Annotated in this window: 17 protein-coding genes, 1 other RNA gene and 1 pseudogene; 15 read left to right on the forward strand and 4 right to left on the reverse strand. The window is 47.8% G+C overall.

From position 1 onward, the window contains the following. Nucleotides 1–320 precede the first annotated feature (320 nt). The 5 genes and pseudogenes from secG to PGRAT_RS00940 all read left to right on the forward strand — a co-directional run. Nucleotides 321–554, forward strand: coding sequence for a preprotein translocase subunit SecG (secG, locus tag PGRAT_RS00925; protein ID WP_020425581.1), 234 nt, complete (start codon nucleotides 321–323; stop codon nucleotides 552–554). Nucleotides 555–806: 252 nt separating this feature from the next. Beyond that, nucleotides 807–3662 (forward strand): ribonuclease R, encoded by a 2856-nt coding sequence (rnr, locus tag PGRAT_RS00930; RefSeq protein ID WP_042267728.1) that lies wholly within the window; start codon nucleotides 807–809, stop codon nucleotides 3660–3662. A 722-nt stretch (nucleotides 3663–4384) separates the two neighbouring features. After that, a complete protein-coding gene (gene smpB / locus PGRAT_RS00935) occupies nucleotides 4385–4864 on the forward strand; it encodes an SsrA-binding protein SmpB (protein ID WP_025708157.1) in 480 nt (159 codons plus the stop codon). 191 nt (nucleotides 4865–5055) lie between these two features. Further along, nucleotides 5056–5420: a transfer-messenger RNA gene (ssrA, locus tag PGRAT_RS32045) on the forward strand. A 113-nt stretch (nucleotides 5421–5533) separates the two neighbouring features. Beyond that, nucleotides 5534–5809: pseudogene (locus PGRAT_RS00940) on the forward strand (Rpn family recombination-promoting nuclease/putative transposase); the annotation flags it as partial. Nucleotides 5810–6260: 451 nt separating this feature from the next. On the opposite strand, the gene PGRAT_RS00945 reads toward PGRAT_RS00940, so the two are convergent. Beyond that, nucleotides 6261–6443, reverse strand: coding sequence for a hypothetical protein (locus PGRAT_RS00945; protein WP_025708159.1), 183 nt, complete (start codon nucleotides 6441–6443; stop codon nucleotides 6261–6263). Nucleotides 6444–6957: 514 nt separating this feature from the next. Here PGRAT_RS00945 and PGRAT_RS00955 point away from each other — a divergent pair. Both PGRAT_RS00955 and PGRAT_RS00960 read left to right on the forward strand, forming a co-directional pair. Beyond that, nucleotides 6958–7215: a hypothetical protein gene (locus PGRAT_RS00955; RefSeq protein WP_025708161.1), complete on the forward strand. Its 258-nt coding sequence runs from the start codon at nucleotides 6958–6960 to the stop codon at nucleotides 7213–7215. Next, a complete protein-coding gene (locus tag PGRAT_RS00960) occupies nucleotides 7212–7592 on the forward strand; it encodes a retropepsin-like aspartic protease (protein ID WP_025708162.1) in 381 nt (126 codons plus the stop codon). Before PGRAT_RS00955 ends, PGRAT_RS00960 begins: the two co-directional genes overlap by 4 nt. Nucleotides 7593–7744: 152 nt before the next feature. Here the strand turns inward: PGRAT_RS00960 and PGRAT_RS00965 are convergent, their stop codons facing one another. After that, nucleotides 7745–10189, reverse strand: a complete 2445-nt coding sequence (locus PGRAT_RS00965; protein ID WP_025708163.1) for a TOTE conflict system archaeo-eukaryotic primase domain-containing protein — start codon at nucleotides 10187–10189, stop codon at nucleotides 7745–7747. A gap of 88 nt (nucleotides 10190–10277) precedes the next feature. On the opposite strand from PGRAT_RS00965, the gene PGRAT_RS00970 reads away from it, so the two are divergent. From PGRAT_RS00970 to PGRAT_RS34145, 4 genes are all read left to right on the forward strand, one after another. Next, on the forward strand, nucleotides 10278–10823 hold the full coding sequence (locus tag PGRAT_RS00970; RefSeq protein WP_025708164.1) for a DUF6155 family protein: 546 nt from the start codon (nucleotides 10278–10280) through the stop codon (nucleotides 10821–10823). A gap of 84 nt (nucleotides 10824–10907) precedes the next feature. Continuing rightward, a complete protein-coding gene (locus tag PGRAT_RS00975) occupies nucleotides 10908–11105 on the forward strand; it encodes a hypothetical protein (RefSeq protein WP_025708165.1) in 198 nt (65 codons plus the stop codon). A 13-nt stretch (nucleotides 11106–11118) separates the two neighbouring features. Continuing rightward, nucleotides 11119–11277, forward strand: coding sequence for a dephospho-CoA kinase (locus PGRAT_RS34140; RefSeq protein ID WP_238326898.1), 159 nt, complete (start codon nucleotides 11119–11121; stop codon nucleotides 11275–11277). A gap of 80 nt (nucleotides 11278–11357) precedes the next feature. Next, nucleotides 11358–11675: a hypothetical protein gene (locus PGRAT_RS34145; RefSeq protein ID WP_081758969.1), complete on the forward strand. Its 318-nt coding sequence runs from the start codon at nucleotides 11358–11360 to the stop codon at nucleotides 11673–11675. Nucleotides 11676–11947: 272 nt separating this feature from the next. Here the strand turns inward: PGRAT_RS34145 and adhE are convergent, their stop codons facing one another. Beyond that, on the reverse strand, nucleotides 11948–14575 hold the full coding sequence (adhE, locus tag PGRAT_RS00985; protein WP_025708166.1) for a bifunctional acetaldehyde-CoA/alcohol dehydrogenase: 2628 nt from the start codon (nucleotides 14573–14575) through the stop codon (nucleotides 11948–11950). Nucleotides 14576–14830: 255 nt separating this feature from the next. Between adhE and pflB the strand changes: the two genes are divergently transcribed. Beyond that, complete coding sequence (gene pflB / locus PGRAT_RS00990) at nucleotides 14831–17059, forward strand: formate C-acetyltransferase (protein ID WP_025708167.1); 2229 nt, start codon at nucleotides 14831–14833, stop codon at nucleotides 17057–17059. Nucleotides 17060–17072: 13 nt separating this feature from the next. Beyond that, nucleotides 17073–17813 (forward strand): pyruvate formate-lyase-activating protein, encoded by a 741-nt coding sequence (pflA, locus tag PGRAT_RS00995; protein ID WP_025708168.1) that lies wholly within the window; start codon nucleotides 17073–17075, stop codon nucleotides 17811–17813. A 282-nt stretch (nucleotides 17814–18095) separates the two neighbouring features. Here pflA and PGRAT_RS01000 read toward each other — a convergent pair whose 3' ends face one another. After that, nucleotides 18096–19457 (reverse strand): erythromycin esterase family protein, encoded by a 1362-nt coding sequence (locus PGRAT_RS01000; protein ID WP_025708169.1) that lies wholly within the window; start codon nucleotides 19455–19457, stop codon nucleotides 18096–18098. Between the two features lie 340 nt (nucleotides 19458–19797). Between PGRAT_RS01000 and PGRAT_RS01005 the strand changes: the two genes are divergently transcribed. Together PGRAT_RS01005 and PGRAT_RS01010 are read left to right on the forward strand one after the other, a co-directional pair. Beyond that, nucleotides 19798–20376, forward strand: a complete 579-nt coding sequence (locus PGRAT_RS01005; protein WP_025708170.1) for a sensor domain-containing protein — start codon at nucleotides 19798–19800, stop codon at nucleotides 20374–20376. Between the two features lie 120 nt (nucleotides 20377–20496). After that, nucleotides 20497–22290, forward strand: coding sequence for a helix-turn-helix transcriptional regulator (locus PGRAT_RS01010; RefSeq protein WP_025708171.1), 1794 nt, complete (start codon nucleotides 20497–20499; stop codon nucleotides 22288–22290). Nucleotides 22291–22708: the final 418 nt, after the last annotated feature.

The raw sequence follows: 22708 nt of genomic DNA on the forward strand, positions 1-22708 counted from the left end.
AGGGCTTTATTTTTTATCCGGGGTTGGTAGGGCTGATAGGCAGTGCTGTTTTGCTGGCCTGCAGCTTTTCTGTAATTGGAGGGTGGGAGGGAATTGGAATGCCTTCTTTTCCGTGCCTATTCTTGTAATTTCCTTGTTGCTTTTGCTGTTTCTGCGCTCGTTCAAAAGACAAACTTAAGAAATTGCTAAAGTTATAAGGAGATCCGGAATTGTATAGTTGTATTCGTACTATGGCTATGATAAAATTAAAATGCTGTTTATGAAACGTAAAACCTAAATTAGCATAGATAGTGATGCTTGGACGTAGGAGGTGGAAGTGAATGGATATCTTTTTGAAAGTATTGCTCCTGATTTTTTCCGTCGGTCTAATTGCGGTCGTTCTTCTGCAAAAAGGGAAAAGCGCAGGTCTTTCCGGTGCCATCTCCGGCGGTGCTGAGCATCTCTTTGGTAAAACAAAAGCACGTGGTATGGAACTTGTACTGCAGCGTGTAACAGTTGGACTGGCAGCAGGATTCTTTATTATGTCGATTCTTGTGGCTGTCCTGGTTGACTAGATAGCTTACATTAAGCCTTTGCTCTGTTCTGAATGGAATGGGGCAGGGGCTTTTTTGTTGTGGATAAGTAAGTTTTGTGTTTTCGTTAACCTACGGTTGATCATTACAGGGATGCCTTGGATTAATTTCGTGTATACTAGGGTATGAGTATATACAGGTAAAATTTACTGGAATACGCACAGGCATTATAGGACAAGACATACATATATGCCAGCGGCATACGAAATGCTGCGGAGGGCCGAGGTGACGAAGTTGATAACACAGGAACAATTATTGAATTTCATGCGGGAGACCGCTTATAAGCCGCTCACTTATGACGAACTGGTGAGCCATTTCGCATTAGAGGACAGCGAGTCGTTCAAAGCGTTCGAGGAACTGCTGCTCGCACTTGAGCAGGATGGAAGAATGATACTGACCCGGAATGCCCGCTACGGGGTACCGGAACGAATGGATCTGGTGCGCGGACGTGTACAGGCTCATGCAAAGGGGTTTGCTTTTCTGATTCCCGATGACCGCGATCATCCTGATATTTATTTGAATGCCAATGATCTGAAGGGTGCGATGAACGGCGATATCGTGCTGGTGCGCATTACCTCGCGAAGCCCGTCCGGCGGGCGTATGGAAGGCGAAGTTGTGCGGATCGCCAAAAGAGGGGTGCTGCAGACTGTAGGCGTGTTCCAGAGTCTGGAGACCTATGGGTTTGTGCTGCCTGATGATAAGCGGATTAACCGGGATATTTTTATTCCCAAGCAATCCTTCAAGGGTGCGGTTGACGGAGAAAAGGTCGTTGTCCGTATTGTCAATTACCCGGAAGGCCGGGCAGCGGCTGAGGGGGAGATCATAGAGATCCTTGGTCACAAGGATGACCCGGGTGTGGATATTCTGTCGGTGATCCGGAAGCATCAGCTTCCGGAGGCTTTTCCGGCAGAAGTAATGCATGAAGCGGAGCAGGCTCCTGATTCAATTACGGAGGAAGAGATCGTCCAGCAGGGACGCCGCGATCTGCGCGGGCTGAACATTGTCACCATTGACGGTGCGGACGCCAAGGATCTGGATGATGCCGTGAATGTATCGCGTCTGGAGAACGGCCACTACAAGCTGGGCGTGCATATTGCTGACGTTGGATATTATGTGCGTGAAGGGTCTGAACTGGATAAGGAAGCTTTTGACCGCGGGTGCAGCGTCTATTTGGTGGACCGGGTCATCCCGATGCTGCCGCATCGCTTGTCGAACGGTATCTGCAGCTTAAATCCTAAGGTGGACCGGCTGACGATGTCCTGCGAGATGGAATTTGACGAGCATATGAAGGTCGTGAAGCATGATGTTTTTACGAGCGTAATCCGCACCAAAGAAAGAATGACCTACTCCGATGTCCGCAAAATTGTTGAGGACGAAGATCCGGAGCTGCTGGAGCGCTACAGTCCGCTGATCGATGATTTCCGCCTGATGAAAGAGCTGGCGATGAAGCTGCGTGGTGCGCGGATGCGCCGAGGTGCGGTTGATTTTGACTTCGAAGAGAGCAAAATTATCGTCGATGAGAACGGTAAGGCTATAGATATTGTAAAACGCGAGCGTTCCGTGGCTGAGCAGATTATCGAGGAGTTCATGCTGGCGGCTAACGAAACAGTCGCAGAGCATTTCCACTGGCTGAAGGTACCGTTCCTGTACCGGATTCACGAGGATCCGGACCCGGAGAAGCTGCAGAACTTCATGGCTTTTGCAGCGAACTTTGGCTATCATGTCAAAGGCCGGGGCAATTCGGTGCATCCGCGCGCCCTGCAGGATCTGCTGGAGCAGATTCAGGGGACGAAGGAGCAGACTGTGATCAGTACCATGATGCTGCGCTCCATGAAGCAGGCGAAGTATGATGCTGAGAGCACAGGCCATTTCGGGCTGGCTGCGGAGTTTTATTCCCATTTCACATCGCCGATCCGGCGTTATCCCGACCTCGTTATTCACCGCGTCATGCGGGAGGTCATTGAGAACGGCGGAGCGCTGACGGAGAAACGCCATGAGTATCTCGCCAGCCGGATGCCGGAGATCGCCCAGCAGTCCTCGGAACGCGAGCGTGTGGCTGTAGAGGCCGAACGCGATACGGAGCAGCTTAAGAAGGCTGAGTTCATGCAGGACAAGGTTGGCGAGGAATTCGACGCCATGGTCAGCAGTGTAACCAGCTTCGGGATGTTCATCGAGCTGGAAAATACCGTCGAAGGCTTAATCCGCCTCAGCGCGCTGAGCGATGATTATTACCACTTCGACGAGGCCCATATGGCGCTCATTGGCGAGCGCACCTCGAAGGTGTTCCGTATTGGCGACGAGGTGAAGATCCGTGTCGCCAAGGTCAACATGGACGACCACACGATTGACTTCGAGATGGTCGACATGAAGCCGCGCGCGGCGGGAGAGCACCGCAGCTATGGCGGGCGCGGCGGCAAGGGTGGCCGCACGGGCGGCGGCTTCGCCAAGCCGCCGGGAGCCAAAGCCGGCGGCAAGGGCCGCGCCGGCGGTAAAGGCAAGCCCGGCAGCGCAGCAGCGGGCCGGGGGAAGGCCGGCGGCGCAGCACACGCCGGCAAGTCCGGCGCGGTGGCACGCGCCGGAGAAGCTCCCCGCGCAGCGGAGGAAGCCAGCGGCGGTGCGCCGGCTGGCGGCCGCGGCAAGCGCGGGGGCGGCGGCCCGGCAGAGGCAGCGCGCCGGGCCTTCGCGGCCGTGAACCGCGGCGAGGCTGGCGGGGCCAGCGCGCCGCGTGAGCGGGACCGCAGCGGCGGGCGCAGCCGCAGCGGTGAGGCCGGAGGCGGTGCCGGGGGACGCGGCATCAGCTTCGGCTTCGGCTCCGGCAAGGGCGGCTATGGCGCCCCTACCGGCGGTGGAGCCGAGCAGGCCAGCGAGCTGCGCGGCGTGGACGCCAGCACGCGGTTCCGCAGCCGCGAGGATCTGGGCAGCGGGGCAGCGGCCAGCGGCGGCGAAGGCAAGAGCCGCCGCAAAAAGAAGAAAAAGGGCGGCGTTTTCATCAGCCCTTCCGTAACGCCGGGCAACGTGGAGCGGAGCGACAAAAGCGGCAACGCTGAGGGCAGCGGCCGCCGCAAGAAGAAGAAAAAAACGCAAGAGTAAACCGGAAACAATAAGAGCACTGCTTCCTGTGTGAGGGAGCAGTGCTTTTTTGACAGGCAAGAATATTTATTTTGGGGAAAGTGAGGACTACCTCTTATTACCAATCTGGAAATTATGATTTCCCCACCCTGTGTATAAAATGTGTATAAAGTTGGGGATAAGTAGGTGTGAATTCAGTTTATTCACCTAAAAGGGTGGAAATCAGCCGGATTTGATAGCCTTTTTCCAACTGGCGCTTGCGAGAAGCAGGAGAGCAGTGCTAGTTGGAAAAAGGGAACTTATTTTTCCCGAAAAACAACAATTGTGAGATTTAAGTGGAAATAGGGAACTTATCTGGGCCCTATTGCCACGCCGGGAGCGAAATGAGCTGAATTAGTGATTCTTTTTCCAACTTAGGCTGCGGAGAGCGGTTGCTCAAGCAAATTAGTGATCCTTTTTCCACTTGGGATTTCCGCAGGATTCATGAAGGGCGCTCAAGCAACGCATACCTGAAATCGAAAGCGGCTACCTGTGCAGCCAAGAACAGCGTAACCGTGTTTGTTTAAATTGGCATGAGACGTGTATGTTGTCATAGCTTTCCTTCTATGATTGCAGAGGTAGATGTGCCTCTGTTTTGTTTAGTGGATCATCCCTCCTTGCGTTAGCGCAATCGCATTTGATACAATATAGATCTGACGTTTGACTTTGTTCAAACAGGAAATCCGATGCAAGGAGTGACTTTCATGGGTAAAAAAGCAGACGGGAAAGTGCTCGCCCAGAACAAAAAAGCTTCCCATGATTATTTTATCGAGGACACTTATGAAGCGGGCTTGGTGCTGACCGGTACCGAAATCAAGTCGCTGCGTAACGGCCGCGCTAACATTGGTGATGCTTTTGCCACCATTCGAAATGGCGAGATTCATGTGCACAATATGCACATCAGCCCTTTTGAACAGGGGAACCGCAACAATCCGACGGACCCGACACGTACACGCAAGCTGCTGATGCACAAGGTGCAGATTCACAAGCTGCTCGGCCAGTCCAAGCAGGAAGGCTACTCGATTGTGCCGCTGAAGATCTATGTGCGCAATGGCTATGCGAAGCTGCTGATCGGCCTGGGCAAAGGGAAGAAGCAATACGACAAACGCGACACCGCCGCCAAAAAAGACGCTCAACGCGACATCCAGCGTGCGCTGCGCGAGAAGCAAAAGATCGCCAGATAAGCCGATTGCCCGGCTCTTCCTCACGTTCCAGATCTACCCTTCAATTCCTTTAACCCACGTGTTAAAGTGTTGATAAATGTGCTATACTGTGTAAGTAAGATTTTTGCTTCGTGACAGTCCTCTAAGACAGAGACTGCCTGGATCTCTCTTGCTGGAGGATCCGCTTGATCCGAAGCGCCCTTTTCTAATGAGGGGCCGTTCTTGGATTCGACGGGGGTAGTTCGAGCATGAGCAGCGAGTAGTGGGGACGCGTCCGCTTCATCAACGCTAAAGCCTATTAAACGGCAAACAACAAACAAACTACGCTTTCGCAGCTTAATAACCTGTGTGCGTGCTTCTACCCTGCATCGCCCATGTGACAGGGATAGGGGCTAACAAGTAGTGGGATACGCTGTCTGGTCTCCGCCTGGGGTCAGCAGAAGAAGATAATCAGGCTGACCCAACGTATAGCCGGTTACGGGGCGATACTCGGGTGACATCAAAACTGTAACTACACTCGTAGAAACTTATGTGCCGTTATCTTCGGACAGGGGTTCGACTCCCCTCGGCTCCATATGGAGTATCAGTGAAAGACACCTTTAGGGGTGTCTTTTTTCGTTTTTAGTTATTTCCTTCAAGGCTCAGTTTCCTTGAAAGATGATATAATAATAACCAATTGAGCTGATGCCGATGGAATTGTTGGATCCGCGTGTAGATTTTGTATTCAAACGGATATTTGGCAGCGAGAATAATAAGGATGTGCTGCTGGCGTTTCTTAACCGCATTTTTATGGAAGCTGGCGAGCCGCCGCTGACTGAGATCATTCTGATGAATCCTTATACAGATAAAGATGATCCACTCGACAAACAATCCATTTTTGATGTTTACGCCAAGACCTCAGAAGGTAAACTGATCGATATAGAGATGCAACTGTTTAATAAGTACGATATAGAGAAGAGAACACTCGTATAAAAATTTTTTTGAAAAGATTATCATCCGTAGAAAGGAAAATTATTCATCTTTTACTTTATGAAAATGATTTAAAAAAGATCTCAGATGAGTTAAAGCTTTCTTCAGGACATGTTGAATTTTATAGTGGAGCAGCTTCAAAGTAAAGCTAAGCATTATTTAGGTGTGGACTTAGAATAATATATGTTGGAGCATAATTGAAGGCTGTCTCATCTCCGCCTAGTGTCAGCAGAAGAAGATAATCAGGCTGACCCGCAGGGGACCCGGTTACGGGGAGCTTCTAGGGTGACATCAAAATTATAACTACACTCGTAGAAGCTTATGTGCCGTTATCTTCGGATAGGGGTTCTACACGGGTTAATAGAAGAAAGGTATAGTCATTCATAAAATGAACCCATAATCCCAAACCATATGGTTTGAAGATACGGGTTCATTTATTTTATATGGCTTACCCAGTATTCTTTTCTGGATAGCACCATTTACAGCCATTATATCCTTGAGCAAAGTAAACCTGGGCATTGTCTGTATCAATTCTATGTTGGGGTTTGATTTCATTAATTCTGCAGCGTGACTCTACTTTAGCAGTTTTGTGAACTTCCTTTGTATTCGTATTCACAATATAAGTCGTCATAGTACACCTCCTTTTAGGTGTATTTTACTGTATATTAATTCATTAAACAAGAACATTTGTTCTAACTTTTATTGTTTGTCTTGCTATATATAATAATCAGCTACCTGTCACTGTTCGTTGTTTTAAATCTAGTAAATAGGAAACACTAGTATTGTAGATTTGAAAGGGGGAATGGAATGAGAGAAATACTGAGCGAGGTAGCCGCTAGAAGACATCTTGAAACGTGGGGAGTGTGTTCTAACAATCCTCAATATCAGAAGGGCAAGCGAAGAGTCTTCTTATGCAATCAATCGCTGCACAGTAGTTGGACTCAACGTGAATTGTACGGATTCATGGAGGAGGCTATGAGCATAGAACAGGGTCTCGAAGAAGAGGAAGCTTTTGTAGTTGGATTTCTGGAGGGATACCGCTTTATAAAAGAGCTCCAAAGATCGGGTGGAGGTCTGACTCTGGTTTAGATGTTGACACCTGATATGCTATAATAATTGTAATTATTCAACCGGAGGTGTCCAAGATGCGATGGGATGAAGTTCAGGAGCGTTTTCCGAATGAATGGGTCGTTCTTGAGGCGACTAAGGCCTATTCTAAGGAAGGCAAGCGTTTTATTGAAGAGATGTCCGTGATCGACTCCTATGAGGACTCTACCAAAGCATTGAAGCGGTATAGTGAACTGCACCAGGAAGATCCCCACAGAGAGTATTGTTTCTTTCACACCTCCCGTCCTGAGGTTGTGGCACGAGAACGATATGTTGGTATCAGAGGGCCGAGATGAATATAACAGAAATCTATGGACTTCCCTTCGTAAGCATGATAGTTGTGTTTAGGGGGAGAGAATTAAAGCTGGGGAAGGTATTGCTTGACACAGGCTCTGCCAGCACACTTTTGAATGCGGATATTGTACAAGAAATAGGTATGGTCCCTGAAGGAAATGATATCGTTGATATTATACGGGGTGTAGGTGGTGTGGAGTATGTGTACACCAAATACCTGGACGCGATTATAGTCGATCAAGCAATACTTAATGATTTTCAAGTGGAAATCGGGAACATGGATTATGGTATGGAGATCGACGGAATACTTGGTTTTAACTTCTTGAAACAAGCAGGGGCTGTGATTGACACTGGAGAAATGCAACTGAAAACTAACTAAACGGCTATCTCGTACAGTTCTAACAGTCGTTCCCGCCGAATTGTGGCTCTGCACGTCCACGCCTCAGTTTCTAAAATCCCTTTCCCATCAAGGGTTTAAGGCCCTTTTTGGGAAAGGGGTTCTACACGCCCAGCCTATTTTTATACGCTTTGTTACAACTCCGCCCCCTTATATCCCATCTTCCGATATCCCTTTACTCTTTTCTTGAACATCGCCATTAACATTGGAACCTGAAGATCGATGTAATCATATATTTTCACTTCTTCTTTATTCACATGACTTCGGTGCAGGCGGCCTGCATATTGCTGCAAAGTACCTGTCCAAGAAATCGGATGGACAAGAAACAAGGTGTCCAGTCTGGCGTCATCGAAGCCTTCACCGATTAGCTTGCCAGTAGCAATAACTACACGCTCCTGATCATCTGGAATCGAGGCGATTTGGGCACGGAGAGCCTCTCTCTGCCTTTTCCCCATCCTGCCCCTTAGCACAATTACGTTTTTGGCGAAGCCATGTAATCTCTCTGCAAAATATTCAGCATGAGCGGTTCGTTCAACCAGCAGCAGCGGAGAGCGGCCTTCATCCAGACAGGTAAGTAAATCATCAAAAATAAGTGTATTACGTTCCTCGTTGTCTACAAGCTGCTGATAGATGTCCTGAATTCCGGAAACCAGCTCACCTGGCTTGATCTGAAAATGAGTATACCGGGGGACTACCCTTAATGAAAATCCTCTGGAACTGCTTAGGGTTTTGGCGTCCACCTTCAATAGCACAGGTCCAAGCTGGAACCGTACGATTGCTTCTTGTCCATCCTGACGTTTGGGAGTGGCAGTTAAGCCAAAAACATACTTTGCTTTGACTTCCCGAAGAACTTGTTCGAAGCTGTAGGCTGATACGTGGTGGCACTCATCCACAATGACCTGGCCGTATTCACTTACGAAGGGCTTAACATTCCCTTTATAGTTCAGGCTCTGAATGACAGCAATGTCGATGATGCCGGTTCGTTTATTTTTGCCGCCGCCGATCAACCCGATTGCCTGTTTAGGAACTTCAAGAAAGGTGTGTAACCGTTCCTGCCATTGTTCCATAAGCTCCCGGCGGTGCACTAAGATAAGGGTGTTTGTCTTTCTTGAAGCGATAATGCTGGCTGCTATGACAGTTTTACCAAATGCGGTTGCCGCCGAGAGAACCCCTATGTCCCGGTTTAGAATCGCTCTGGCTGCTGTATCCTGGAGAGTGGTCAGCGTACCGGTGAACTCTGCCTCTATTGAGGTTCCAGACGAACGTTGATCCTTAAGCGATACCTTAACCTGATTATGCTCGAAAAAAGATAACAAATCCGGCAGGCATCCCCTTGGCAGAACTACATAATTCTCCCGATCCTCTGCGCATGAGATCACCCGGGGTTTACCGTAGGTGGAGAGCCGCATCGCTTGTGCTTTATAAAAATCAGGGTTGGAGAAGGAAGCTAATTTGATCAGAGCATGAATTGCACTTGAGGGAAGTCCAGACTTGAGAATATAAAGGCGATCCGAATACAGGACCTGTATTTCAGCAGGTAAAGATTCCATTAGAACCTCTGCTGCCTGAGTCTGGTTCTCTTGTAACAAGGTCAATCCATCTGCTTCTTGGTCTGATCCCGCTGTAATGCTGTCATTGGTAAAAAGCCCACGCTCCGCGTACTTGTATATAAATTGCTTCACCTGGTCTTCGCCCATCTTACCAAGTTCGGATAATGTACCCCATTGGTCAGCATAGGGCTCAAAGCGCTCGTTAACAAAGACACTGTTTCCCTGTTTACGCGGCCCCCCCTGAAGGGGAAGGGCAATGAGGTTGCCGAATCCGCCTTTGGGCAGTGTATCCTGATTGGGAAACAGGCGGTCATAGGACTCCATGCCGATCTGATATCTGTTGTTCATGGTTAGACTCAGCAGGGTCATTCCAAATTTCCTGGCTGTAGCTGTCTCAATATTTTGACTGAAGAAAATCCAGATATGCCCCCCATTGCCGGAACGCGAGCGCTCTAAGAGGGCAGGAATTTCATGGCTTTTGCATAACTCTATCACGGCAGTCACATCCTGCTTCCAATCATGTTTGTCAAAATCCATGGCCAAAAACCAGCAGGTTTCATCCGGCAGCATTGGATAGATACCAACCGTCCGGTCTTGCCGTGCATCTAAATGGGCTGACAGCACTTCACTTGTAAGAGGCATGAAGCTCTGGTATTTGCAAACCGAACACTTTACCCGGGGTTTCTCGCAGACAGAAGTCCACTCATTAGCGCAGGCGGGCGAATATCCGGACTTTCCTTGCTTGTTACTCCAGCGAATCGGGTATACATCTTCTCTGCCGCGAAAATAACTTTTATATAGGGCGAGCTTCTCCTCTACGGTAGAGTACTGGTGAACATTACTATCTCCAACAGTGGTCTCTTTGCTTTCTTTAGCCGGTGAGGTGGAATAAGGCGTCATTTGTTCATTAGTACTTGTTGTATTGTCATCATCCAAAAGCCCCAGCAGACTTCTTAACCGGGTGACTTCCAGCTTAAGTTCCTCAATATGAGCCAGAGCCGCGTTATATTTGTCCTCGATATTGTCCATTTATAAGCCCTCGTGTTTTAATTATATTATACCTTGTAAGCTGTACAATAATAATGCTGGGAAGTATAACCGGATTAAGGAGATTATAATGCTGAAATTGGGTAAATCAACCATTAAGAAGCATTTAAAGAATCTAACGAGGGAAGAGCTTGAGGCTGAAATCTTAAATATAACCAGGATATATCCGATCATTCAGGAGCACTATTTTTCAATACTATTTCCTGAGAGTGAGGAAGTCTTAGAAAAGTACAAGAAAATTATTGAGAAGGAATTCGGCCACCACAAGGGAGAGATTCTGCGATACCCGATTGTGAAGCAAGCAATAAAGGACTTTAGTAATGTTTCAACAAATAAGGAGCAAATTGCAGAGCTAATGATTTTTACAGTGGAATGTGGAGTAGACTTTACGCTTTCATATGGAGACATAGATGAAAAATTCTATCGTACTATATCAAGCATATATGAACAAGCTTTAAAGTATATTGTGGACAATCAATTAGAAGAAGAGTTTGTTGATCGATGCAACGAATTGACGCAGAGCAGTCAGGGTATTGGCTGGGGTTTTGGAGATTGGATGATGGAGTTGTATAGTGATTATTTAGGACACATGGATGAAGAAGAAGACCTTAAGTAGCGTATACGAACGAATTATTTAACTATAAGGATTGTGTTATAATATTATAAAATAAATTCGAAATCCGAGCGAGGTGCTATCCTGATGCTGCCCCAAAGAGAAGAATTGCAACGGTTATTGAAAAAGGCCAACCAGCATGCAGTCGCAGAGGCCAAAAAGGCTGGAGCCTCCATTTATTATATAAAAGACGGCAAACGGATACGTGAAGATGCCACTGGGCAAAAATTCGAGATTACTTACGATGTAGCCGGAAATCGCACTGAGCTTATTAGTCATGACTGATCGGGAGTCTGTAATGACTGTTTTTGCTGGCACTAATGGAGCCGGGAAAAGCACAATCAGTTTTCAAATGAGGGATTATGTTGGAACCATTATTGATCCTGACCAGATTGCCAAAGGATTAACCCGGAGGACCCCAGAAGTGCAGACCTGTCTGCCGGACGAGAGGCTGTAAAGCAAATAAGGGAATTAATCGGGCGAAAAGAAAATTTTGCTATAGAAACTACTCTGTCGGGAAGTTTTGTTTTACGTCATATGAAGACAGCTAAAGAACAAGGTTATAAAGTCGTCATGTACTATATTGGTTTGCAGGATGTGCAAATGCATATTGATCGGGTAGCTTCAAGAGTGGAACAGGGAGGGCACTGGATCGCCGAAGAAGATATTCGGTGGAGATATGGTCAATCATTGAGTAATCTGAAGCCTGCCTTGGAGATTTCAGATGAAGTCACTATTATCGACAACACCAGTGAACCTGAAGTTGTGGCGGAGATCAAACGTTCACAGATTAGCTTTTGCCGTGATGAGATTCCTACATGGGCTAGGGGAGCTTTGGAATTGTACTTGTATTAAGTTGGTCCAAGTTAGGGCCAATTAAGCGGAGCAAGGGATTTATACGTCTTCGCTAACCGGCAACTGTGTACAGTTCTAACAGCGGTTTCCGTCGAATTGTGGCTCTGCACGTCCACCCCTCGGCTCCATATGGAGTATCAGTGAAGACACCTTAATCGGTGTCTTTTTTTATTCAGCGGCTGTTTTGAACAGGCCTTTCATACAAAAAGCCTCTCCTTGTTAAGGGTTGTCTCGTGCAACCATTTTAAGGAGAGGCTTATTTAACAAATGTATTAAAATCTGCCGTAGAACGCATTCCGGTAAATGTCTGCAAGCTCTTTGACTAGCGGCATGCGGGGATTGGCTGTGGTGCACTGGTCCTCGAAGGCACGGTCGGACAAATAATCGACCTTTGATTCGAAATCGGACGGAGCGAAGCCAAGATCCTGGAATTTCTCGGGAATGCCAAGCGACTGGTTCAGCTTGCGGATAGCCATAATCAAACTATTAACCCCCTCTTCGGTGGTGCGTGCTTCCATTCCCAGCATTCTGGCGATTTCTGCATAACGTTCATCGGCGATGAAATAGTTATATTTCGGGAACGATGCAAATTTTGACGGCTTCGTGGCATTATAACGGATAACATGCGGCATCAGAATTGCGTTCGTACGCCCGTGCGCCGTATGGTATTCACCGCCCCATTTATGCGCCAAGCTGTGGTTGATGCCGAGGAAGGCGTTGGCGAAAGCCATCCCTGCGATCGTTGAGGCATTATGCATTTTCTCACGGGCAACCGGGTCCGCCGTATGGAATGATTTCTCCAGGTACTGGAATACGAGCCTTATGGCATGCAGCGCAAGTCCATCGGTATAGTCACTGGCCATGACGGAAACGTAGGCTTCAATAGCATGCGTCAGCACGTCCATCCCGGTGTCTGCGACCGCCGCTTTTGGCAGGGAATAAACAAGCTCCGGATCAATGATCGCCACATCCGGCGTCAGTTCATAATCCGCAAGCGGATATTTCGTATGTCCTTCTTTTTTATCCGTGATTACCGCAAATGAAGTTACCTCCGAGCCTGTTCCTGAGGTTGTCGGGATCGCGACGAATTGGGCTTTGATGCCTAATCGCGGATATTTGTAGACCCGTTTACGGATATCCAGGAACTTCTGTTTGATCGAATGGAAGCTGGTATCCGGGTATTCATAAAATAACCACATCGCCTTCGCCGCGTCCATGGGTGAACCGCCCCCCAGTGCAATGATGCAGTCCGGCTGGAAGTTCTCCATCATGCGGGTTCCGCGTTCAACCGTCTCTACGGACGGATCGGGCTCGACATCCGCAAAGATCTCAACAGAAACTGGCTCGGTCCGTTTTCGCAAGTAATATTCGATTTTTTCCACATATCCGAGCTTAACCATCATGGCGTCAGTAACAATAAGCACCTTGGAGATGTTAGGCATTTTCTCGAGATACTGCGTGGACCCTTTTTCAAAATAGATCTTGGGCGGAATTTTGAACCACTGCATATTCACCCTCCGGTAGGCGACACGTTTGATATTGATCAGGTTAACTGCAGTTACATTGGAGGTGGTTGAGTTTTTGCCGTAGGATCCGCAGCCTAAGGTAAGTGACGGTAAATTGGTGTTGTAAATATCGCCGATAGCCCCTTGTGTTGAAGGGGAATTGACAATCACACGTCCGGTCTGCAACCGTTCCGCGAAGGCCTCAATCACTTTATTGTCCTTAGAGTGAACGACAGAAGAGTGTCCCAAACCGCCAAATGCGACGATTTCCGCTGCACGGTCAATGCCTTGTTCGGCAGAGGTTACTTTATAGCATGCCAGAACCGGGCTCAGCTTCTCAGCAGACAGCGGGAAGTCCGTTCCTACGCCCTCCAATTCGGCAACAAGAATTTTCGTATGCTCAGGAAGCTGAAGACCGGCCATCTCGGCAATTTTGTAAGCAGGCTGACCGACAATAGCGCCATTAACTGCACATTTCTCCCCGGTGATCACGAGACTCGAGACTGCCTCTGTTTCCGTTTTATTTAAAAAGTAGCACCCGTTGTCTATCATCATTTGGCGAACCTGATCATACACCGGTTCCTCAATGATGAGGGCTTGCTCGGAAGCACAGATCATCCCGTTATCGAATGTTTTGGAAAGAATAAGATCGGTGACCGCTTGTCTGAGATCGGCTGTTTTTTCAATAAAGCAAGGTACATTTCCGGGTCCGACGCCAAGTGCCGGTTTGCCTGTGCTATAGGCGGCCTTAACCATGGCGGAGCCGCCTGTGGCCAGGACCAGAGCTACATCCGGGTGGTTCATGAGCAGCTGCGTCGCTTCCAGCGACGGATTCTCGATCCACTGTACACAGTGTGACGGCGCTCCTTCTGCTACTGCTGCATCCAGCAGTGTTTTTGCCGACTCGCTGCTGCATTTCTGCGCGGAAGGATGAAAAGCAAAAATAATGGGATTTCGCGTCTTCGTGGCAATCAGTGTTTTAAAGATCGTTGTGGAGGTCGGATTCGTAACAGGTGTTACGCCTGCGATAATGCCAACAGGTTCCGCTACCCGCTGATAATTCTCATAAAGATTCTCCTCAATAATTCCGACGGTTTTGTTATGTTTGATACTGTTATAGATATACTCTGAGGCAAAAAGGTTCTTAGTGATTTTATCTTCGTACACGCCTCGTCCGGTCTCTTCCACGGCCATCTTGGCAAGCAGCATATGCTTGTCCAGTCCGGCGAGTGCCATTGCTTGTACAATGCGGTCAATCTGTTCCTGATTCATGGAAAGGTACGCTTCTTGCGAAGCCCGGGCACGTGCAACCAGACGGTTGACCTCTTCCTGGGCGGTAAGCTTTTTATCGGTGATGCTTTCGTTATTTTCTGCCTGGCTTTGTTTGACAGCCATCATTTTTCCCCTCCCTGGCATCTACTCGTGCTTCTTGATTCAGGTTGCAAAATCACAACAAGCCTTAACAAACACAGTTTTACCTGCATTCGTGTTATTATCCCCGTTTCCAGTCTCTACCGTTTAGGTCTTGTGTAAAAGTGGCGATATCCTCCATAGTATCCATTGATGTACCTCCTTTATATTAGGCAAGACGGATCATACTAAGCACAGCCCATAAACCCATGGCAAAGTAATAAAGGAGGAAATGTCACGATGCAGGCATGGGAAGACTTTAAATCAGGAAGCTGGCAGGAAGAGATTGATGTCCGCCAGTTTATTCAGCTCAACTACGAGCCTTATGAAGGAGATGCGTCTTTTCTGGCTGGTTCCACGGAAGCCACGTTACAGCTCTGGGAACAGTTCATGGAGCTCGCGAAGCAAGAACGTGATCAAGGCGGAGTTCTGGATATGGATACTGAAGTGGTTTCCAGTATTATTTCCCATGGCCCCGGCTATTTGAATAAGGAGCTTGAGGTCATCGTGGGTATTCAAACGGAGAAGCCGTTCAAGCGGGCCCTTCAGCCTTACGGCGGGATCCGAATGGCTAAGAATGCTTGTGAATCTTACGGTTATGAGCTGGATCCGGAAATCGAGCATATTTTCTCCACTTACCGGAAAACTCATAATCAAGGCGTATTTGACGGCTATTCACCTGCCATGAGCTTAGCCAGAAAAGCCGGCATTATTACAGGGCTCCCGGATGCGTATGGCCGGGGACGGATTATCGGCGATTACCGGCGAGTTGCATTATATGGCACGGATTTTCTCGCCAAAAGCAAAAAAGAGGAGCTCTCCTTCTTCGACGAACGCACGATGACTGAAGATGTAATTCGGGCACGTGAAGAAATCGCGGAGCAGCTGCGTGCCCTTACGGAGCTGAAGCAGATGGCGGCCAGCTACGGATTCGATATTACAAAGCCGACGGAGACCGCGCAGGAAGCTTTTCAATGGCTGTACTTCGGGTATCTTGCCGCGATCAAGGAGCAGAACGGGGCTGCAATGAGTCTTGGCCGCACCTCCACCTTTCTGGACATCTATATAGCGCGCGACCTGAGGGAGCAGAGGCTGACGGAGCAAGGGGCGCAGGAGCTCGTCGATCATTTTGTCATGAAGCTGCGTATGGTAAAGTTCGCAAGGACACCGGAATATAACGCGCTGTTCAGCGGCGATCCGACATGGGTCACCGAGTCCCTCGGAGGCATCGGCCTGGATGGTCGTCCGTTAGTCACCAAGAATACTTACCGGTTCTTGCATACGCTCGAGACGCTTGGTCCATCGCCGGAACCGAATTTGACCGTACTCTGGTCCACCCGTCTCCCTCAGAAGTTCAAGGAATATTGTGCACGCATGACGATTCAGACCAGTTCTCTTCAATATGAGAATGATGATTTAATGCGGACTTATTTTGGCGATGATTACGGGATTGCCTGCTGTGTGTCCGCAATGCGGATCGGCAAGCAGATGCAGTATTTCGGCGCTCGGGCGAATCTGGCAAAAGCACTGCTGTATGCGATTAACGGCGGGATGGATGAGCAGATGAAGGTGCAGATAACCCCGCCATTGCGGCCGATTCTGTCGGACAAGCTGGACTTTGACGAAGTGATGCCCGCTTTCGACCATGTGATGGAATGGCTTGCGGAACTCTATATCAACACCTTAAATGTAATTCACTACATGCATGATAAATATTGTTATGAACGTATCGAGATGGCGCTTCATGATCAGGAAACGATGCGGACCATGGCAACCGGAATTGCGGGTCTTTCGGTCGTAACCGACTCGCTCAGTGCCATTAAATATGCAGAGGTTCGGCCAGTCCGGGATGAGAACGGTCTTGCTGTCGACTATATAATTGAAGGCGAATATCCTGCTTACGGAAATAACGATAACCGCGCGGATGAGATTGCGGTAGATCTCGTCAAACGGTTCTACCGCAAGCTTAAGAAACACTCCACCTACAGACAGGCTAGGACCACGATGTCGGTGCTGACCATCACATCTAATGTGGTATATGGTAAGTTGACCGGGAACACCCCGGATGGGAGAAAAAAGGGCGAGCCATTTGCCCCGGGAGCGAACCCGATGCACGGCAGGGACCGGAAAGGTGCGATTGCTTCATTGGCCTCCGTAGCGAAGCTTCCTTATGAGTACGCTTTGGATGGCATATCGAATACGTTCTCGATTATTCCTGGCGCTCTTGGGAAGAACGAAGAGGATCGGGTCCGTAATCTGACCGCGCTGCTTGACGGGTATACAGCCAAGGATGGCCATCATCTTAATATTAATGTGTTTGACACCAAAACCTTGCTTGATGCGATGGAGCATCCAGAGGAGTATCCGCAGCTCACGATACGAGTGTCAGGCTATGCGGTTAATTTCATCAAACTGACAAGAGAGCAGCAGCTTGATGTCATCAACAGAACCTTTCACGAAAAAATCTGACGGGGGAAGCGCTATGGAGCAGCACGAAGGCCGCATTCATTCCATTGAAACATCCGGTATGGTAGATGGCCCGGGGATCCGGTTCGTTGTTTTTATGCAGGGATGCTTACTGCGCTGCCAATATTGCCACAACCCCGATACCTGGACGATTGGGAAAGGCCAACTGGTAACGGTACAGGAATTAGTTGAGGAAATTCGCGGATATCTCCCCTTCCTGCAGTTTTCCGGGGGCGGAGTAACGGTTAGTGGCGGAGAGCCTCTATTGCAGGCTGATTTTCTTCTTACTCTTTTCCGGGCTTTAAAACGAGAACTCGGTATTCACACTGCAATCGATTCTTCAGGCGGTTGCTTTAGCCGTCGCGGCCATTTCTTTGAGACGCTGCAGATGTTGATGCAGCATACCGACCTCGTTCTGCTTGACCTGAAGCAGATCGACCCGCAAAAGCATCTCGACCTAACCGGTAAGCCCAACGATCATATTCTCGACTTTGCCCGTTTTCTCTCAGAAACTAATATCCCCGTCTGGATCAGACATGTCCTAGTTCCCGGACTGACTGATGATGAATCGGATCTTCGGAAGCTGGCCGACTTTATTAAAACCTTGCGCAATGTAGAGCGGGTGGAGGTCCTGCCTTATCACGAAATGGGAAAGTACAAGTACGAACAGCTTGGTTTGAAATACCCTCTTGTCCATATCAAGCCACCCGATGAGAAGACCATTCGAATGGCGAGGGAGATATTAGGCGCACATTAGCACTGCTTCTCTGTCAGCTTCGTACATTGGGCGGCGGATCTTACTGAGTCCAGTCCCGGTTCTAAATGGAGTAAAGCAAAAGACACCTATGGGGTGTCTTTTTTTTCGCGCCCAGAGGCAGGCATTATCTATATCACCGAGGCTAAATGTATGCGTTTGGAGAATGGCTCCCTAATTTCGTAGTAATGCCAGCCCCCAAGACAATCGAAGAGAACGGCAAACAAAACGTAAACAATCCCTCATCCTGGTAACAAGTTAAGGGAATGTCTTTTTTATTTCATATTACTTGATATGCGAAGGGGTCGTTTTTTGAATATGAACCAAAATGTCGAATTGCTCTTGAAGGGAAACATCATCATCATATTGCGGTACGTTAGGAATGATCTGTGCACCGCCATCCAAGAATGGCTGCTTTTCTTTTGCCCATTGCTGTGCGGCTCCATTCAATTTGCGGAGATCTAACAGGAACTGATCGTAATGAACTTGTCCAAGCATATGATTGGAGCTGTTCTCGTTCTTCTGAATGGCATCCGCTCCAATCTTATTTTCACTGAGTGATATAAATGCCGTAAATTTGCCTTCCGTGGTGGTGGAGCCAATGGCTACATATTGATTACCTACACGTTCTTTCAGAAACTCCCCGGCGACTTTAGGATACATCTTCTCAGTGATAACACCTTTAGCTATGTGAATATTGTGCCCCCAAACCATCGTTTTACCGCCCAATTTTTCTTGAGCCCAAACAGCGTGCTCGGCTAGATACTGATCATGCAGCTTCACCAGGCTCGGATAGTCAGCCGGAATCACCATCTTTGTAAAATTCTCTATCACCTTAGCCGTCTCTTTCACCCAAGCTAGCTCGTATGAATCCGTCTCATTATTCGGCCTCGTTTTGTCTTCAAGTAGTTTGACTACTTTTTGCGCATTAGCCATATGCTTTTCTTTCACTTCAGTAGTCAGCTTCATATATTCCTGTAGATTACCTGCTACCGATGATAACTCTTTGTAGCTTTGCTCGACTTCGGGCAGCAAATCAGGATGATACTCTTTTACATAGTTGATCACTTTATCGAAGACACTTTGATCCAGCATTTTTAGGTCGAGTCCGATGAATTGAATTTTCTTTTTATTTACAGGATCAGAGTTGTATTCCCGCATCCATTCTACCATAGCGACGATCTCATCCGTTGGGTACAACAGCTTCAAAAACTCCCTAGGGTCGCCTTTTCCCGTTTGGATATACTCGTTCAGCTTTAAACCGCTGCCCCAATCCTCTTCAATCCCAAAATTGGTGAATCCCAGCTCAGTGACCAAATACTTCACGAGGCGATGCTTCATCATAAAAATCTCCGAGCTTCCGTGAGTAGCCTCTCCCAAACCAACATAATTTGCATTTCCTATCATGTCTTTTAGCGGTTTTAAATCATCCAATGGTTGTTTTGGATCTGACGTCTTCAGTTGCTTCGCCTGCAATTGGAGTGATTTTGCAATACTGTTTTGAGATATTTGAGCTGTCTCAACGGGTTGGGTTGTTCCTATTTGATCCGTCTTTTCAGCTGGTCCCGTACTGCAACCTGTAGTTATAATCGCAGTACTTAGCATTACGGCAACTCCACCGTAAATCATTTTTCTTCTTTTGTTCATGGTATCACCTCATGGATTTTTTTGAAGTAAGACTCTATCTGCATACAAGCAAATTGGGTCGTCTTCAGTAGTCCAATTGTCACTCCCTCCCTATCATTTAAGCCAGTTACAACTCTTCACTATTTCATGTGATGCAATCCACGCTAACGAATCGATCAGCCCCAACATATCACAAAGCAAATGATGACATGTTGTCACTGGTGGAGATGACAGCTGTGCGGTTAGTATGGAGCAGGTTGGATATATTCCGAATGTCACATAACATTTTTACACTGGTGCGGTTGACGGAAGAAGCTAACCATACAATACCGCTATTACACGGAGAGGAGCGATGAACCTTATGAAATCAGGTTTCATCCAAAATGGTTGTTTTTTAGTATTAACTTTCATTACAGGCTTATTTTACTTTTGCTTTTATATGTTAGCTCTGTCGTTCAGTTTAAGTCTTTCATTTATAGGAATCGGCATTCCACTATTTACACGGGTATTGCGAACTACGACAACCTTCATCCAATTCGAACGCACGCAGACGAAAATTTATACAGATATTACGACAGCACCTTACGACAAAAAAACAACAACGGATGCATCGATTTGGGTTCATGCCAAATTAGAACTTACGGATCGTCGCAATTGGCTCGCCGTCTTTTGGCTAATGCAGAAGTTGGGGATCGGACTCGTCAGTCTCGTCAGCGTAGTCGTTCTCTATTTAACACCGCTTGCATTCCTGTTGGCACCAATTTTGTATCGGTACATCGATATGAATGTCATTTTCATGCAAGTAGATACTTTTGCGAAATCACTCCTTATCATGGTTCTGGGAGCGGTGCTTGCCGCAATAAGCGTCAAGTTGGGTGACCGGTTGGCGAAAACATTCGGAGGTTATACGCGAACCATGATTCAACAGCTGGACCGATAGCTATTTTTTTCCGGCCTTATGCAGGTGACGGAGCGTAAACAGCCAATTACACACTGCATAAAGGTTTGGTTTATAATAACTATAGGAAACACACAGATAGCTGCTTAGGGGTTGAAAGAATTGTTGGAAATGATCAAAAAATGGTTTTGGTACGATTGGATTATGCTGGGGCTCCGCCTTATTACTAGCGTTTCGCTCATTCTCACGACGATCAGATTTCAGGAAGGTCTAGCGCTGCCTTTATGGACCGTTATTTTTTGGGAGATTGCCGCTTTCTCCATTCCCTGGGTTTGCTTGCTGCTCAACTACAAATATTATTTATTCACAGAGATACTGCTCTTTGGCGGGCTATGCGTACATTTAACCTCGTTGTTTCCAGAAGCTTTTCCTTCATTTCTTGTATCAGTCTTTCTGATCGCGGCGAATAGCGCCCGTCTGTCCTATCATTGGACGGCACCTGCAACGGTCTTGGTAATTCCCGGAATTTTTTATGTTGTTTCGCCAAATTACAGCTATTGGCTCATGGTAATCTACTACGGACTTGCTTATGTGATGGGATTCGCTTTTCATTTATTGACCGTCAATCATCGGCAAAATGAAACGATCCGCAAGCAAAACGCGGTGCTTGAGCAATATATGTCCCAAATCGAGCGTATTACGCTGGCAGAAGAGCGAAACAGGCTGTCGAAAGAGCTTCACGATACTGTCGGTCATGCATATACTTCCATCATCATGGGAATGGAAGCGTTCCGCTCCGAGCTTACTACTGAAAAGGGTAGACAGAGGCTGGATTCCTTGCTTGAGTTGGGCCGCAAAAGTATAGAGGAAGTGAGGGGCTACTTGCATCAAATGGAGTCTTCAGAGCAGTCGCTTTCCTTGGTCCAGGCTCTGCAAAAGCTTGGAGATGAATTTCAGGAGCATGCCCGGGTCGAGGTAAGCTTTCGTGCGTTCGGAGAGGAGTCCCGACTGTCCCAACAAGCGAAAATGGCGTTCATTCGCTGCTTGCAGGAGTCGCTCACGAATGCGGTTCGTCACGGCCAGGCGACGGATATCACTGTTTCTTTGCAATTTGGGCACCAAGATACAAGATTGGAGGTGCATGACAACGGAAGAGGGATGGAAGAATGGCAGGAGGGCTTCGGCATGAACGCGATGAAGGAGCGGGCCATGAATTTGCAAGGTCAAGTGTTCGTCTATACGAAACCAGGGGAAGGTACACTTGTCACCTGTACGTTGCCGCGACAAGCGGAAATGGAGAACGACCTTATTCAGCTGTTGATCGTCGACGACCAGCCTTTTATTCGGGAAAGTCTGCAGATGCTGCTCGGCAAATACCAAGACTTGAACGTAGTCGGCTCGGCAGAGGATGGCAAACAAGCCGTCGACCTGTGCGGACGCCTCCAGCCCCACGTAGTGCTAATGGATTTGGATATGCCACGCATGAATGGAGCCGAGACAACCAAAATGATCAAGCAGCAATGGCCGCATATCCGCATATTGATTTTCACGACGTTCCAGGATGCGGAGCAAGCATTGGACTTACTGCGCAGCGGTGCGGACGGCTTCCTGCTAAAATCAGCCGAACCGTTAGAGCTGGCCGATACCATCCGGCTTATACACAGAGGAGGCACATTAATCGATCAGGGAATGTCCCAAAAAATATTCGAGAAGCTCGATAAGAGCGTCGAATCAACGCAACTGAAAGCCGTCAACGACTATGACCTGACTTACAGGGAAATAGAAATATTGCAGCTTGTTGCCAAAGGGCTCGGGTACAAGACGATAGCGTCCAAGGTGTATTTGTCGGTCGGCACGGTCAGAAACTACGCCTCCTCAGCCTATATTAAGCTAGGAGTACGCAACAAGGAAGAAGCCGTCCAGAAAGCGTTGGAAATCGGGATCATCGTTAGCTAGAATTCGAAGGACAAAAGGGAAAGAACAGGCAACTGATTCTGAGAGAGCCAAATAAACGCGGCAAACCACTTAGGGCGTGCGCATCATAAAATAGAATAAGGGTCTTATCCATGGTGGGGATGAAGGCTAAACGGTACAGTGAACTGTACCAGAAAGATCCGCATCACGAGTATTGTTTTTTCACACTCCCGTCCTAAGGTTGTGGTGTGAGAGCAATATATGGGAATGCTATTATACGAGGTGTAGGTGGTGTGGATTATGTGTACACTAAGTTCCTGAAACTCCATTAAAGACGCCAAAATCTGTTGGATTCTTAAATATCCAGAGCTGAAGTAGCGGGATAGGCTATCTAGTCTCCGCCTGGAGCCAGCAGAAGTTAACTATGAAACAGGGCTCCTTGGTATATTTGAAAAGCCCA

It is taken from the genome of Paenibacillus graminis, assembly GCF_000758705.1.
GTDB classification, from domain to species: domain Bacteria; phylum Bacillota; class Bacilli; order Paenibacillales; family Paenibacillaceae; genus Paenibacillus_AQ; species Paenibacillus_AQ graminis.

What these genes read in the sequence shown, in the direction of transcription:
- PGRAT_RS01000 (WP_025708169.1), bottom strand. Translation starts at nt 19,457, where the DNA reads ATGAACAAAAGAAGAAAAATGATTTACGGTGGAGTTGCCGTAATGCTA.
- PGRAT_RS00975 (WP_025708165.1), top strand. Translation starts at nt 10,908, where the DNA reads ATGCTGCCCCAAAGAGAAGAATTGCAACGGTTATTGAAAAAGGCCAAC.
- PGRAT_RS00955 (WP_025708161.1), top strand. Translation starts at nt 6,958, where the DNA reads ATGCGATGGGATGAAGTTCAGGAGCGTTTTCCGAATGAATGGGTCGTT.
- PGRAT_RS00970 (WP_025708164.1), top strand. Translation starts at nt 10,278, where the DNA reads ATGCTGAAATTGGGTAAATCAACCATTAAGAAGCATTTAAAGAATCTA.
- PGRAT_RS34140 (WP_238326898.1), top strand. Translation starts at nt 11,119, where the DNA reads ATGACTGTTTTTGCTGGCACTAATGGAGCCGGGAAAAGCACAATCAGT.
- PGRAT_RS00960 (WP_025708162.1), top strand. Translation starts at nt 7,212, where the DNA reads ATGAATATAACAGAAATCTATGGACTTCCCTTCGTAAGCATGATAGTT.
- smpB (WP_025708157.1), top strand. Translation starts at nt 4,385, where the DNA reads ATGGGTAAAAAAGCAGACGGGAAAGTGCTCGCCCAGAACAAAAAAGCT.
- adhE (WP_025708166.1), bottom strand. Translation starts at nt 14,575, where the DNA reads ATGGCTGTCAAACAAAGCCAGGCAGAAAATAACGAAAGCATCACCGAT.
- PGRAT_RS01005 (WP_025708170.1), top strand. Translation starts at nt 19,798, where the DNA reads ATGAAATCAGGTTTCATCCAAAATGGTTGTTTTTTAGTATTAACTTTC.
- secG (WP_020425581.1), top strand. Translation starts at nt 321, where the DNA reads ATGGATATCTTTTTGAAAGTATTGCTCCTGATTTTTTCCGTCGGTCTA.
- PGRAT_RS34145 (WP_081758969.1), top strand. Translation starts at nt 11,358, where the DNA reads ATGAAGACAGCTAAAGAACAAGGTTATAAAGTCGTCATGTACTATATT.
- PGRAT_RS00945 (WP_025708159.1), bottom strand. Translation starts at nt 6,443, where the DNA reads ATGACGACTTATATTGTGAATACGAATACAAAGGAAGTTCACAAAACT.
- pflB (WP_025708167.1), top strand. Translation starts at nt 14,831, where the DNA reads ATGCAGGCATGGGAAGACTTTAAATCAGGAAGCTGGCAGGAAGAGATT.
- PGRAT_RS00965 (WP_025708163.1), bottom strand. Translation starts at nt 10,189, where the DNA reads ATGGACAATATCGAGGACAAATATAACGCGGCTCTGGCTCATATTGAG.
- pflA (WP_025708168.1), top strand. Translation starts at nt 17,073, where the DNA reads ATGGAGCAGCACGAAGGCCGCATTCATTCCATTGAAACATCCGGTATG.